Consider the following 13054-nt stretch of genomic DNA (forward strand, 5'->3'; position numbering starts at 1 on the left):
AAAAACGTAAAGGAATATTTGATATGAAAACAAAGCATAAGCTAGGAATTGCAGCTTTATTTCTCATCTCTAGCATGGCTTTATCTGCCTGCTCTGCTTGGATTGATCGTGGAGAATCCATTACCGCAGTTGGATCAACAGCACTGCAACCCTTGGTTGAAGCAGCAGCCGATGAGTTCGGTTCGACAAACCTAGGAAAAACGATTAACGTCCAAGGTGGGGGGTCTGGTACTGGTCTTTCGCAAGTTCAATCTGGTGCGGTTCAGATTGGGAACTCAGATGTCTTCGCAGAGGAAAAAGAAGGAATTGACGCTAGTCAGCTCGTAGATCACCAAGTTGCTGTTGCAGGTCTAGCAGTTATTGTTAATGAGCAAGTAACAGTTGATGACATTTCAACGGAAAATCTTCGTAAGATTTTCACTGGTGAAATTACGAACTGGAAAGAGTTGGGTGGTAGTGCTCTACCAATTTCAATCATTAACCGTGCAGCTAGTTCAGGGTCTCGAGCAACCTTTGATGCCATTATCATGAATGGTGAACAAGCTATTCAAAGTCAAGAACAAGATTCAAATGGGATGGTCAAATCAATTGTAGCTCAAACACCAGGAGCTATTTCCTACTTGGCTTTTGCCTATTTGGATGATTCTATCAAAACAATAAAGTTGAATGGTTTTGAGCCAACGACTGAAAATGTATCAACAAATGATTGGCCGATTTGGTCCTACGAACACATGTATACGAAGGGTGAAGCTGATGGTTTAACCAAGGAATTTCTTGATTACATGTACTCGGATGAAGTGCAAGAAAGTATTGTTGTGAGCATGGGCTATATTTCCATCAACCAAATGAAAGTAGAAAAATCTGCTGATGGTGTGGTAACAGTGAAGGAGTAGGGATGAAAAACGAACAACTCGAAAAAGAATTATCGGCGCCTTCCAAAAACTCTCGTTTGGAAAAGTTTGGACAGGTATTGACGTTTCTTTGCCTTAGTTTGATTGTATTTATTGTGGCTATGATTTTAATTTTTGTAGCTCAACGCGGGCTGTCAACTTTCTTTGTAGATGGTGTAAACATAACAGATTTTTTATTTGGTGATAAGTGGGAACCAAACTCTAAAACTTTTGGTGCCTTACCCATGATTGCTGGTTCATTCATCGTTACCATCTTATCAGCCATTATCGCTACTCCGATAGCGATTGGAGCAGCTGTTTTTATGATTGAAATTTCTCCAAAGCGTGGTGCAAAAATTTTACAACCTGTTATTGAACTTTTGGTAGGTATTCCATCAGTAGTCTATGGTTTCATTGGACTCCAAGTTGTTGTACCATTTGTACGTTCTATTTTTGGTGGTACTGGTTTTGGTATCTTATCAGGGGTATGTGTTCTCTTTGTTATGATTTTACCGACAGTAACATTTATGACCGTTGATAGTTTGCGAGCTGTACCTCGTCATTATCGTGAAGCTAGTCTTGCGATGGGTGCGACGCGTTGGCAAACAATTTGGCGTGTTATCTTGAATGCAGCTAAGCCAGGTATTTTTACCGCTGTTATTTTTGGTATGGCTCGTGCATTCGGTGAGGCTCTTGCAATTCAAATGGTAGTTGGTAACTCAGCAGTTATTCCTACGTCATTGACTACACCAGCAGCGACATTGACCTCAGTCTTAACGATGGGTATCGGTAACACTGTTATGGGTACCGTCCAAAATAATGTGCTCTGGTCATTGGCTCTTGTCTTGCTCTTGATGAGCCTTGTCTTTAACATGATTATGAAATTTATTACAAGAGAGGGTAAGAAAAACTATGCACGCTAAGAAAATGGATAAACTTGCGACAGGAGTTCTATACTCAATCGCAACAGTGATTGTTATTATCTTAACAGCGCTTATCCTCTTTATCCTTGTGAGAGGGTTGCCACATGTCAACTGGCATTTTTTGACAAGCAAGTCATCTTCCTATAAAGCTGGAGGAGGGGTTGGAATTCAGTTATACAACTCATTTTTCCTCTTAATCATTACGCTGTTGATTTCTGTGCCTCTATCAACTGGAGCAGGTATCTATTTAGCTGAATATGCAAAAAAAGGACTTTTGACAAACTTTATTCGCACCTGTATTGAGATTTTGTCTTCTCTGCCATCTGTAGTAGTTGGTTTGTTTGGTTACTTAATCTTTGTTGTACAATTTGAATATGGTTTCTCTATTTTATCAGGCGCTTTGGCACTAACAGTCTTTAATTTACCACAGATGACACGTAATGTAGAGGATAGCCTTCGTCATGTGCATCATACACAACGTGAAGCAGGATTAGCACTCGGCTTATCTCGTTGGGAAACTGTACTTCATGTTGTTATCCCAGAAGCCCTTCCAGGTATCGTTACAGGTATCGTATTGGCATCTGGTCGTATTTTTGGTGAAGCTGCTGCTCTAATTTACACAGCTGGTCAGTCTGCACCAGCTCTTGACTGGTCTAACTGGAATCCATTAAGTGTTACAAGTCCGATTTCAATCTTCCGTCAATCAGAAACCCTAGCGGTACATATTTGGAAGGTAAACAGTGAGGGTACAATTCCTGATGCGACTCAAGTTTCTGCTGGATCTGCAGCAATTCTCTTGATTTTCATCTTACTCTTTAACCTCTCTGCACGATATATCGGTAAAAAACTTCATGCGAAAATGACTTCTGCAGCGTAGAAGTTGGCATAATAAGGAGAAAAAATGGCAGATTACAACTGGAATGAACGCCATATCATTACATTTCCAGAGGAAAAAATAGCCCTTTCAACAAAAGATGTTCATGTTTACTATGGTAAAAATGAAGCAATCAAGGGCATTGATATGCAGTTCGAGAAAAATAAAATCACAGCTTTGATTGGACCATCGGGTTGTGGGAAATCAACTTATCTTCGCAGTTTGAATCGAATGAATGATACGATTGATATTGCAAAAGTAACTGGTCAAATCCTCTATGAGGGAATTGATATCAATAAACCAAACATGAATGTCTACGAGATTCGTAAGCATGTTGGAATGGTTTTCCAACGTCCAAATCCTTTTGCGAAATCCATTTATCGTAATATCACTTTTGCACATGAGCGTGCAGGTGTAAAAGATAAGAAAGTTTTGGATGAAATTGTTGAGACATCATTGAAACAAGCTGCACTTTGGGATCAGGTAAAAGATGATTTGCACAAGTCAGCCTTCACCTTATCAGGTGGTCAACAACAACGTTTGTGTATTGCCCGAGCTATCTCAGTGAAGCCTCAAATTTTGCTCATGGATGAACCGGCGTCAGCACTTGATCCGATAGCGACAATGCAATTGGAAGAAACCATGTTCGAGTTGAAGAAGAATTATACCATTATTATCGTGACACACAACATGCAACAAGCAGCACGTGCGAGTGATTATACAGCGTTCTTCTATTTAGGCGATTTAATTGAGTATGATAAGACGGCAAATATCTTTCAAAATGCGAAACTTAAATCTACTAGCGACTATGTTTCAGGTCATTTCGGATAGAAAGGAAAACTATGACATCCCCTATTTTACAAGTAAAAGATTTGTCTGTTTACTACAATAAGAAAAAGGCCTTAAATAGTGTTTCAATTGACTTCTATCCAAATGAAATTACAGCCTTGATTGGTCCTTCTGGTTCAGGAAAATCAACACTTTTACGGTCTGTAAACCGTATGGGAGATTTAAATCCTGAAGTGACTCTGACGGGTGCGATTGATTATAATGGGAAAAACATCTATAGTCCACGTACAGATACTGTTGATTTGCGTAAGGAAATTGGAATGGTTTTCCAACAGCCAAACCCATTTCCAATGTCAATTTATGAGAACGTTGTCTATGGGCTTAGAATCAATGGTATTAAAGACAAGCATGTTTTAGACGAAGCTGTTGAAAAATCCTTGATTGGTGCATCCATTTGGGATGAGGTAAAGGATCGTCTCCATGATTCAGCATTAGGTCTTTCAGGTGGTCAGCAGCAGCGTGTATGTGTTGCTCGTGTATTGGCAACTAGTCCCAAAATCATTTTGTTAGATGAACCGACTTCAGCCCTAGACCCTATTTCAGCAGGTAAGATTGAAGATACACTCTACGGATTGAAAGAACGGTATACAATGATTTTAGTGACGCGTTCTATGCAACAAGCTTCACGTGTTTCAGATCGTACAGGCTTCTTCTTAGATGGCGACTTAATTGAGTACAATGACACCAAAGAAATGTTCCTAAACCCTATTCACAAAGAGACTGAAGATTATATCACAGGTAAATTTGGATAAACCATCTAACCAGAGCGTTTAAAAAGATATAGAAAAGAGATTCATATGCTAAGAACACAATTTGAAGTAGAACTAGGCAAGCTTCACAATCAATTTTATGCTATGGGTAATGAAGTATTAGGACAGATTAACAATACTGTTCGTGCATTCACGACTCATGATCGCGAATTAGCGAAGGAAGTAATTGAAGCAGACAAAAAAATTAATGAGTTTGAAGTAAAACTCGAGAAAAAATCTCTTGAGATTATTGCGCTTCAACAACCCGTTTCAACTGACCTACGTCGAGTGATTACAGTCTTAAAAGCAACCAGTGATATAGAAAGAATGGGCGATCATGCTGTTTCAATTGCAAAAGCAGCCATTCGGATGAAAGGTGAAATTCGTATTCCTATAGTCGAGGAAGAAATTAAGAATATGGGCAAAGAAGCCCGTCGTTTAGTTGAGTCCTCACTCGATTTGTATTTAAATTCTGGTGATATTGAAACTGCTTACGAAGTTGCGGCCAGTGACGAAATTATCAATGAATATTATTCTAAAATTCAAGAATTGACAACTGAAGAGATTAAAAAGAATCCAGATTCACTTATTGCAGGTAGAGATTACTTCCAAGTGATAACTTATTTGGAACGTATTGGTGACTATGCGAAAAACATTTGTGAATGGGTTGTGTATCTTCGTACTGGTGATATCACTGAGTTGTAAAACCAGTTATTCTTCAAGAAGTTAAAGAAGGAAAAATGTTACTAATTGGTTACATTTATGCTAAAATTTGTAATGAAAATGTAATAAAAATTACCAAATGTTGGAGATTTTCATAGGAAAATCTCTTTTTTTATGCTAGAATAATAGTTGGAGGATAGCAATGATAAAAATTTTTGGGAAAATACGTTATCACTGGCAACCAGAATTTTCGTGGGGAATCATATATTGGACAATGGCATTTACCCCGCTATTTATCGCTTTGTCGCTTCTATTAGAAAAGCTAAAAATGTCCACCTTATTTTTTGTGTTAGTCAGCCTTTCTGTTTTAATGTGCCTTCTTGGGACAAGACGGTATTTTGAAATAAAAGAATATCATTTAAGAATTTCCACAGCTAATCCTTTTAAAACAAAAAAACTACTGATGAAGGATATCAGTAGAATCGAAGTGTCCTATTTGGCGATTCGTATTTATACAATAACCTCTCCTGAGGGAGAACTCTATCATATGCGTAAATGGCCAAAAAAATATTTTGTGAATCACATAGCACTACATCCAGAGTTTTCAGGGGAGGTAGTATTAGTTGATCACCTAATCAAACAGGACTATTTTGAGGAATATTATAGTAAGCAAGCAACCTCAGTCTAATCGAATCGCTTTAGTGGGACATGATTTTGCTGCTTTCAAGATGCTATCTGTTAGTGGGTGTTCTTTTTCTAAAGCTTCGCTATCAGAAAAGATGACAATACCGTCATCATTGTAATCAAAAAGTTCTGAGTAGGTTTGGCAAAGACCACATGCAATACATCTTTCCGGAATTAATTTTATATTCATATTGATATTTTAATCGTATTGTACTAAAAACACAAGGAGAAACTAGGCTCATGTCAAAAGAACCATGGAATGAAGAAGTTTATACCTCACAATCTGCGAGTCGCAAAGATCGAATAAAAAATGGTGTTGCGAGTACGCGAATTTTCACAGTACTGGCTATTATTTTCTTTATCATTATGCTTGTTGTTTTAGTGATTGCCATCTACCTATCAACAGGTGGTAGTTCAACTAATTCAAATCAAGAATTTTACAATGCAAGCAATGCTAGTAGTGCCGTTTCCTCTTCTTCAACAACGAGTGAGGAAAGTACAACATCTGAAAGTACTACAGATTCTAGCACTGAAACGACGACTTCGTCAGAAGCAGGAGATGGTTCAACCATTACTGTTGAAGCTGGAGAAGGAATTGGGAGTATCGCGGCCCGTGCTGGTATTTCAATTTCAGAGCTAGAACGTTTAAATCCGGATAAAATGGTCGGACCTGGTGGAACATGGTGGGCCAATCCTGGTGACATTGTTCGTATTAGATAAGAGGAGTTATGAAATCAATTCAAATCGCTATTGATGGTCCTGCTTCGAGCGGGAAATCAACAGTAGCTAAAATTATTGCAAAACAATTAGGATATACCTATTTAGACACTGGGGCCATGTATCGTTCAGCTACATTTCTAGCGTTGAAGAATGGTATAGAGGTGTCAAATCAAGAGAAAATCGTTGAGTTGCTTGAATCCAATCCGATTCGATTTGGCAGGGATGAGAATGGAGTGCAACTTGTATTTGTTGGTGAATGTGACGTGACGTTACCTATACGCGATAACCAAGTGACTAATAATGTTTCGGCAGTAGCGGCACTTCCTTTGGTAAGGGAAAAAATGGTTCATTTACAACAGGAAATTGCACAAGCTGGTGGTATCGTCATGGATGGTCGTGATATTGGCACTGTTGTACTTCCTCAAGCGGAGTTAAAAATCTTTCTCATTGCATCGGTTGAGGAACGGGCTTTACGTCGTTTTAAGGAAAATACGGAACGTGGCATCGAAACTGATTTGGAAACCTTAAAGGAGGAGATTGCAGCTCGTGATTTTAAAGATTCAAACCGAGCAATTTCGCCATTAAAAGCAGCAGATGATGCAATCACTTTTGATACGACCGGTGTATCCATTGAAGGTGTTGTGAAATTTATTTCAGAAAAAGCGAAAGAAATGCTTGACAAGTAGTTGGAGAGATGATAAAATAGTCGTATTGAGAAAAGCAGAAGTGAGAGCTTCTCGCCTTGCGACTAACGTTGTCTGGCTCTACGATTTAAGATTTCTTCGGAAAGAATAATTGTGTAGTGCGGACTTGTTTAGCAGGTCCGTTTTGTTTTTCTCGAAAAAAATAAAATGAGGTGAAAAGCCATAGCAAAGCAAGATTTGTTCATCAATGATGAAATTCGAGTGCGTGAAGTTCGTCTTATCGGTCTTGAGGGTGAACAGTTGGGAATCAAACCGCTCAATGAGGCTCAGGCCATTGCTGATAATTCAAATGTGGATTTAGTATTGATTCAACCACAAGCTAAACCGCCAGTAGCTAAAGTCATGGACTACGGTAAGTTTAAGTTTGAATATCAGAAAAAACAGAAAGACCAACGCAAGAAACAAAGTGTTGTTACTGTAAAAGAAGTACGTCTAAGTCCAGTAATTGATAAAGGGGATTTTGAGACAAAACTTCGTAATGCCCGTAAATTCCTTGAAAAAGGAAATAAAGTCAAGGTTTCGATCCGTTTTAAGGGTCGTATGATTACCCACAAAGAAGTTGGAGCGAAAGTATTAGCTGAGTTCGCCGAAGCAACCCAAGATATTGCGATTATTGAACAACGTGCTAAGATGGACGGTCGTCAAATGTTTATGCAATTGGCCCCAGCTTCAGAAAAAAAATAAGCTTTTTACGCTAAAAGGAGAATTAAAATGCCAAAACAAAAAACTCACCGCGCATCAGCTAAACGTTTTAAACGTACAGGTTCTGGTGGATTGAAACGCTTCCGCGCTTATACTTCACACCGTTTCCACGGTAAAACTAAAAAACAACGTCGTCACCTTCGTAAAGCAGGTTTGGTGCATTCTGGTGACTTTAAGCGTATAAAATCAATGCTTACTGGTTTGAAATAAGCCGATTACTAGAATTTAAATTATTTGGAGGAAAATTAAATGGCACGTGTTAAAGGTGGCGTTGTTTCTCGTAAACGCCGTAAACGTATTTTAAAATTATCTAAAGGTTACTATGGAGCTAAACATCTCTTGTTCCGCACTGCGAAAGAACAAGTTATGAACTCTTACTACTATGCATACCGTGACCGCCGTCAGAAAAAACGTGATTTCCGTAAATTGTGGATCACTCGTATCAATGCGGCTGCTCGTTTGAATGGTTTGTCTTACTCACAATTGATGCACGGTTTGAAATTGGCTGAAATTGAAGTGAACCGTAAAATGCTTGCTGATTTAGCAGTAAACGATGCAGCAGCTTTCACAGCTCTTGCAGATGCTGCTAAAGCAAAACTTGCTAAATAAGCATATAGGATTTGAAAAAAGCTTGGAAAACTTCCAAGTTTTTTCTTTACATTTTTTTGTACATTTTGAAGATAATGGAGGAGGTGCAGGTAGCTAGAACAGCCTAAAGGCTGTTCTAGGTTGGAAATAAGACTTGCGAAACAAGTCACTTTCGTAGAGTAGGGCAAGCTGAAAATGACGATGTATCAAAGCTAATTCAAATGACCATACTTTTAAAAATTCAATATTTTTCAGTGTCACCGCAATGCTGATTGAAGGTTCATAGTGGAGTTTTCAAGCATTTTATTGAAATATAAAACAAATATTGGCCTATTCTCTGCATGGGGACGAGGTTGAGCAAAAAGCATTAGTATAACTTCTCAGAGTATATGGCACAACATAGCGATATGCTTGATAGGGGGTTTATTAGTCTGTGAGAGTGATGCTGTTTGAAGCTAAACTGCTTTTCATTTTATGAGTATGCGTGAGGTTGTCAAGGTAATGAGAAATTATTCTAGAAGCAAAAGGACACTGACGTGTGATTGGTCAATGTCCTATTTTTATTATTCACTAGAGCTAGTCTTTGTTGATGAACTTGTGGAAGTAGTAGTGCTTGAGCTCGAGGCATCACTGGATGATGAACTACTGTGTAATTCCAGATAACTTGGAGCTTTAAAGAGGTCAACAGTTGATTGATTATTGTTTTTGCTATATAAGCTTGTTGATTTGGTTCCAAGTTCTTTTTCTAAAGCTAATTCAGTTGCGAGTGATTCTAAGTAATTGTATTGACTTGCATCTAAGGCAGTTAAACCATTGTCATAGAATCGGATAAGATCCCCAGTTTGAATGGCGTCACTAGCAGATAATTGCGCCGCAGCAGAGGCTTTTATATCATCAATTTCTTTTTGAGTAACTTCATCTGGATTGGTTATTTCAACTCCAGTTTCAGTATAGTATATTTTTCCGCCATAACTGGTATATTTTGGTGTGATAAAGTTTCCTGCGGTTCTGAGAGCAACGACTTGACTGTGTTCGCTAGAGAGCATATCTTGTCCAACTTGAAGATAATTGTTTGCTTCAATTCCTAAGAGGTGTTCGAGAGTTGGTAAGGCATCTATTTCACCACCAAAAGTATCGCTAATTCCGCCATTTGTCATTCCAGGTACTACAATCATATATGGAACTCGTTGCATCATTGCATTGTCAAAATCTGACCAAGTTTGAGAATCTTTTCCGATTAATGGAGCTAAGTCAGGGTTGCGAGAATTTGAAATCCCGTAGTGGTCGCCATATAGAACAATGATTGAATTTTCATACAAACCAGTAGCTTTCAAATAGTCAAAGAATGCCTTGATTGAGTCATCTAAATAGTTAGCTGTAGCAAAGTACCCGTTGATAGTTTCATCAGGTGTATCTGCCAAAGGGAAGCCAATTTCATCGCCAATTAGACTGGAAGTGTAGGGATAGTGGTTTGACACCGTGATAAATTTTGCGTAGAAAGGTTGTTGCAAATGTTCGAGATACTGAATCGAGTCTGCGAACATGATTTTATCATTCAAACCATACTGGAATGAGTTTTCAGCAGTCGCCTCAGAGAAATATGACTGGTCAAAGAAGTAATTGTAGCCCCATTGTTTATAGGTATTATTTCGGTTCCAGAAGCTGGCTGAGTTACCGTGGAAAACAGCGGAAGTATAGCCTCCATTCTGAGAAAGGATATAAGGCGCAGCCTGCTGTGTATTGCTTCCTCCATATTGAACCATGAATGAGCCTTGATTGAGACCAAAAAGTGATGTCTCAATCATAATTTCAGCATCAGAAGTCTTTCCTGCTTTAACTTGATTAAAGAAATTTGAAAAGGCCAAAGTAGACTGTGAATGGTAGAGAGAGTTGAGAAATGGTGTTACTTCATATTCAACGCCATCAACATTCAGTTTATAATCAATTACAAATTGTTGCAAACTTTCTAAGTGTAGATAAATAACATTCCGTCCTTTTGCGATTCCAAAATAGTCACTATTGGGTGAGGCGTAATGTTCTTGAACGTACTCTTCTACAGGAACAAGGTCCTCTGCTGTTGCATCAGAACGATCCTTTTCCGTAGTGTAAGTCTGATGTGCATTATAAGTAAAGAATGCAGGTAAACCTAAAGCCCGTACGATATACGTATTTGAAAATCCACGAGTTAGTAATTCTGGGCGATCAATCTCAGCAGTAAAAAGGTTTACTGAAAATAATAAAATTGCTAAAGAAGAGACTGCAAAACTAGCTCTTTTTGAGAAAGGTTTAGGGTTTAGTTTGTATTGTTTTTTTCTTAATACTATTGCAATGATAATAAAATCCGCAAAATAGACTAAATCCCATAAATTGAATAACTCGAGTGCTGTTTCACCAAGACCAGTGGAAACACTCGAAGTTGCCATCATTGTAGAAACTGAAATGTAATCAGCAAATTCTCTATAATAGACGACATTTGAGAAAAGCCATAGGAACAAAACAAGATAGATGGTTATGGCAATTCCATAAAATAGCTTAGTATTTTTTATATAAAGTGCTAGTCCGAGTAAAAGAAAAGCTAGTGGAATTGGATTAAAAATAGCAATTAAATATTGCAATAAACTAGATAAATCCAAATGGAAATCAACAAAATAGGCCCAAAGGGATTTTGTCCAATAACTTAATAATAGTAAAACTATGAATCCAATACGAGTCTGATAGTTCTTTTTTATGATATCAATTAGTTTTTTCACAAGTAGTAGTCTCCACATTCCTTTCTAAAATCTTTGTACATTATATCATATTTTATAAAATAAACTGCAATAATACGAGTTTTTTTGGCATATAGTTTAATTCATGATATAATAGAAAATGTATGAAAATAATAGTTAGTACCATTGCAGAAAAAAAGATTAATAAAGGAATCAGCCTTTTAGACAGTTCAGATTTCAAGGAAAACCAAAACCTACCTGATGGTCAAGTGTCATTGTTTTCCAAGAGTAGAAGATATTTAGGCGAGGCTTACTTGTCTCCACAAAATAAGGGAATTGGTTGGCTTTTTAGTCGTAATAAAATAGCATTGTCTGTTGATTTTTTTACTAATCTCTTTAAAAAGGCAAAAACAGTACGCCAGCCGTTCTACCATTCAAATTTGACAACAGCTTTTCGCTTATTTAACCAAGATGGTGACGGTTTTGGTGGATTGACAATTGATTTATATGGAGATTACGCTGTTTTTTCTTGGTATAATACTTTTGTCTATTCCATTAGGCAGTTAGTTATTGAGGCCTTTCAAATTGTATTTCCTGAGGTAGTTGGAGCTTACGAGAAAATTCGTTTTCAGTCAGAATTAAGAGATTCTAATTTCCTGTATGGAGATCAGGCCCCGGAAACATTCACTGTTTACGAAAATGGTGTTGCTTATCAGGTATTTTTAAATGATGGATTGATGACTGGAATTTTCTTGGATCAACATGATGTTAGAGCTTCACTGGTTGATGGACTTGCTAGCGGTAAAAAAGTGCTAAATATGTTTTCATATACAGCTGCTTTTTCGGTTGCGGCAGCTATGGGTGGTGCGAGTGAGACTGTCTCAGTTGATTTGGCGAAACGATCACGTGATCTATCTAAAGCTCATTTTATGGCAAATGGTTTACCTCTTGATCACCATCAATTCGTTGTAATGGATGTTTTTGAATATTTTAATTATGCAAAGAGAAAGGGATTGAAGTTTGATATGATCATTCTGGATCCACCTAGCTTTGCTCGAAATAAAAAGCATACATTCACAGTGGCAAAAGATTATTACAAACTGATTGAACAATCACTTGAAATCTTACATTCAGATGGCATGATTATTGCCTCAACCAATGCTGCAAACATTTCGATAGACAAGTTTAAACAGCAAGTTCAGAAGGGACTTGGAAAAGTTAAGTATCGCTTTTTACAAACTTATCGCTTGCCAAACGATTTTACAGTTAATAAAAATGATGAAAGTAGTAATTACCTTAAGGTCTTTACAATACAGGTGCAAAAATGAAAATTGTTGTTCCAATAATTCCTAAAAATTTAGAAGAAATAGAAGCAATTGATAGAGAACGATTATCTGAAGCTGACATTGTTGAATGGAGAGCTGATTTTCTTCCAAAAGCTGAGATATTGAAAGTTGCACCTGCCGTTTTTGAAGTATGTAATGGTAAAGAGGTATTATTTACGCTTCGAACCACACGTGAGGGTGGACACCTAGATTTAGAAGATCAAGAATATGTCAATCTAATTAAGGAAGTTGCAGCAATTTACCAACCAGACTATATTGATTTTGAGTACTATTCTTTTCAGTCTGTATTTGATCAAATGTTGGATTTCCCTAACTTAGTTTTAAGTTACCACAATTTCACGGAAACACCTTCCAATTATTTGGAAATCATTTCTGAGCTTACACGTCTATCTCCTGCGGTTGTGAAAATTGCTGTTATGGCAAACTCCGAGCAGGATGTACTTGATGTGATGAATTATACTCGTGGGTTTAAAACATTGAATTCTGAGCAAGAGTTTGCTACAATTTCAATGGGGGCATTAGGAAAATTATCTCGGATATCAGGATTTGTAACGGGTTCAAGTTGGACTTTTGCAAGTTTAGATGAAGCTTCTGCCCCTGGCCAGATCTCATTGGCCAATACACGAAAATTTTTAGATATATTGGAGAACTAGT

At 37.6% G+C, this 13054-nt stretch carries 16 protein-coding genes; 14 read left to right on the forward strand and 2 right to left on the reverse strand.

Translation table 11 applies throughout. The features are described from left to right. Positions 1–23 precede the first annotated feature (23 nt). From pstS to D2A30_04145, 7 genes are all read left to right on the forward strand, one after another. Positions 24–893, forward strand: a complete 870-nt coding sequence (pstS, locus tag D2A30_04115; GenBank protein ULL20839.1) for a phosphate ABC transporter substrate-binding protein PstS family protein — start codon at positions 24–26, stop codon at positions 891–893. Between the two features lie 2 nt (positions 894–895). After that, a complete protein-coding gene (gene pstC, locus D2A30_04120) occupies positions 896–1813 on the forward strand; it encodes a phosphate ABC transporter permease subunit PstC (protein ID ULL20840.1) in 918 nt (305 codons plus the stop codon). Next, positions 1803–2690 (forward strand): phosphate ABC transporter permease PstA, encoded by an 888-nt coding sequence (gene pstA / locus D2A30_04125; GenBank protein ID ULL20841.1) that lies wholly within the window; start codon positions 1803–1805, stop codon positions 2688–2690. Before pstC ends, pstA begins: the two co-directional genes overlap by 11 nt. Positions 2691–2714: 24 nt before the next feature. Next, the gene (gene pstB, locus D2A30_04130; protein ULL20842.1) at positions 2715–3518 is read left to right on the forward strand and encodes a phosphate ABC transporter ATP-binding protein; all 804 of its coding nucleotides are present in this window, start codon (positions 2715–2717) and stop codon (positions 3516–3518) included. A gap of 11 nt (positions 3519–3529) precedes the next feature. Next, positions 3530–4288 (forward strand): phosphate ABC transporter ATP-binding protein, encoded by a 759-nt coding sequence (pstB, locus tag D2A30_04135; GenBank protein ULL20843.1) that lies wholly within the window; start codon positions 3530–3532, stop codon positions 4286–4288. A gap of 45 nt (positions 4289–4333) precedes the next feature. Beyond that, complete coding sequence (phoU, locus tag D2A30_04140) at positions 4334–4990, forward strand: phosphate transport system regulatory protein PhoU (protein ID ULL20844.1); 657 nt, start codon at positions 4334–4336, stop codon at positions 4988–4990. A gap of 160 nt (positions 4991–5150) precedes the next feature. Then, a complete protein-coding gene (locus tag D2A30_04145; GenBank protein ID ULL20845.1) occupies positions 5151–5636 on the forward strand; it encodes a hypothetical protein in 486 nt (161 codons plus the stop codon). On the opposite strand, the gene D2A30_04150 is transcribed toward D2A30_04145, so the two are convergent. After that, positions 5628–5822 (reverse strand): ferredoxin, encoded by a 195-nt coding sequence (locus D2A30_04150; GenBank protein ID ULL20846.1) that lies wholly within the window; start codon positions 5820–5822, stop codon positions 5628–5630. The two genes, D2A30_04145 and D2A30_04150, sit on opposite strands and share 9 nt — an antisense overlap. A gap of 50 nt (positions 5823–5872) precedes the next feature. Here D2A30_04150 and D2A30_04155 point away from each other — a divergent pair, with 50 nt between their 5' ends. The 5 genes from D2A30_04155 to D2A30_04175 all read left to right on the forward strand — a co-directional run bounded on the left by D2A30_04155 (position 5873) and on the right by D2A30_04175 (position 8367). Beyond that, the gene (locus tag D2A30_04155) at positions 5873–6352 is read left to right on the forward strand and encodes a LysM domain-containing protein (GenBank protein ULL20847.1); all 480 of its coding nucleotides are present in this window, start codon (positions 5873–5875) and stop codon (positions 6350–6352) included. A gap of 8 nt (positions 6353–6360) precedes the next feature. Next, on the forward strand, positions 6361–7038 hold the full coding sequence (locus D2A30_04160; protein ID ULL20848.1) for a (d)CMP kinase: 678 nt from the start codon (positions 6361–6363) through the stop codon (positions 7036–7038). A gap of 195 nt (positions 7039–7233) precedes the next feature. After that, positions 7234–7740 carry a translation initiation factor IF-3 gene (locus D2A30_04165; protein ID ULL20849.1) on the forward strand — a complete coding sequence of 169 codons (507 nt, stop codon included), beginning with the start codon at positions 7234–7236 and terminating at the stop codon, positions 7738–7740. A 27-nt stretch (positions 7741–7767) separates the two neighbouring features. Then, the gene (locus tag D2A30_04170; GenBank protein ULL20850.1) at positions 7768–7968 is read left to right on the forward strand and encodes a 50S ribosomal protein L35; all 201 of its coding nucleotides are present in this window, start codon (positions 7768–7770) and stop codon (positions 7966–7968) included. A gap of 39 nt (positions 7969–8007) precedes the next feature. Next, positions 8008–8367, forward strand: a complete 360-nt coding sequence (locus D2A30_04175) for a 50S ribosomal protein L20 (GenBank protein ULL20851.1) — start codon at positions 8008–8010, stop codon at positions 8365–8367. A gap of 542 nt (positions 8368–8909) precedes the next feature. On the opposite strand, the gene D2A30_04180 is transcribed toward D2A30_04175, so the two are convergent. Further along, positions 8910–11096 carry an LTA synthase family protein gene (locus tag D2A30_04180; protein ID ULL20852.1) on the reverse strand — a complete coding sequence of 729 codons (2187 nt, stop codon included), beginning with the start codon at positions 11094–11096 and terminating at the stop codon, positions 8910–8912. 122 nt (positions 11097–11218) lie between these two features. Here D2A30_04180 and D2A30_04185 point away from each other — a divergent pair, with 122 nt between their 5' ends. Then, a complete protein-coding gene (locus D2A30_04185) occupies positions 11219–12382 on the forward strand; it encodes a class I SAM-dependent rRNA methyltransferase (protein ID ULL20853.1) in 1164 nt (387 codons plus the stop codon). Beyond that, the gene (locus D2A30_04190) at positions 12379–13053 is read left to right on the forward strand and encodes a type I 3-dehydroquinate dehydratase (GenBank protein ID ULL20854.1); all 675 of its coding nucleotides are present in this window, start codon (positions 12379–12381) and stop codon (positions 13051–13053) included. Before D2A30_04185 ends, D2A30_04190 begins: the two co-directional genes overlap by 4 nt. The last annotated feature ends 1 nt before the right edge of the window (position 13054 follow it).

The sequence above is a fragment of the Streptococcus suis genome, from assembly GCA_022354845.1.
GTDB lineage: Bacteria > Bacillota > Bacilli > Lactobacillales > Streptococcaceae > Streptococcus > Streptococcus suis_AA.

Coding starts and splice junctions, on each gene's coding strand:
- pstB (ULL20843.1), top strand. CDS start 3,530: ATGACATCCCCTATTTTACAAGTAAAAGATTTGTCTGTTTACTACAAT.
- D2A30_04160 (ULL20848.1), top strand. CDS start 6,361: ATGAAATCAATTCAAATCGCTATTGATGGTCCTGCTTCGAGCGGGAAA.
- D2A30_04150 (ULL20846.1), bottom strand. CDS start 5,822: ATGAATATAAAATTAATTCCGGAAAGATGTATTGCATGTGGTCTTTGC.
- D2A30_04190 (ULL20854.1), top strand. CDS start 12,379: ATGAAAATTGTTGTTCCAATAATTCCTAAAAATTTAGAAGAAATAGAA.
- D2A30_04185 (ULL20853.1), top strand. CDS start 11,219: ATGAAAATAATAGTTAGTACCATTGCAGAAAAAAAGATTAATAAAGGA.
- D2A30_04145 (ULL20845.1), top strand. CDS start 5,151: ATGATAAAAATTTTTGGGAAAATACGTTATCACTGGCAACCAGAATTT.
- pstB (ULL20842.1), top strand. CDS start 2,715: ATGGCAGATTACAACTGGAATGAACGCCATATCATTACATTTCCAGAG.
- phoU (ULL20844.1), top strand. CDS start 4,334: ATGCTAAGAACACAATTTGAAGTAGAACTAGGCAAGCTTCACAATCAA.
- D2A30_04155 (ULL20847.1), top strand. CDS start 5,873: ATGTCAAAAGAACCATGGAATGAAGAAGTTTATACCTCACAATCTGCG.
- D2A30_04175 (ULL20851.1), top strand. CDS start 8,008: ATGGCACGTGTTAAAGGTGGCGTTGTTTCTCGTAAACGCCGTAAACGT.
- pstA (ULL20841.1), top strand. CDS start 1,803: ATGCACGCTAAGAAAATGGATAAACTTGCGACAGGAGTTCTATACTCA.
- D2A30_04170 (ULL20850.1), top strand. CDS start 7,768: ATGCCAAAACAAAAAACTCACCGCGCATCAGCTAAACGTTTTAAACGT.
- pstS (ULL20839.1), top strand. CDS start 24: ATGAAAACAAAGCATAAGCTAGGAATTGCAGCTTTATTTCTCATCTCT.
- pstC (ULL20840.1), top strand. CDS start 896: ATGAAAAACGAACAACTCGAAAAAGAATTATCGGCGCCTTCCAAAAAC.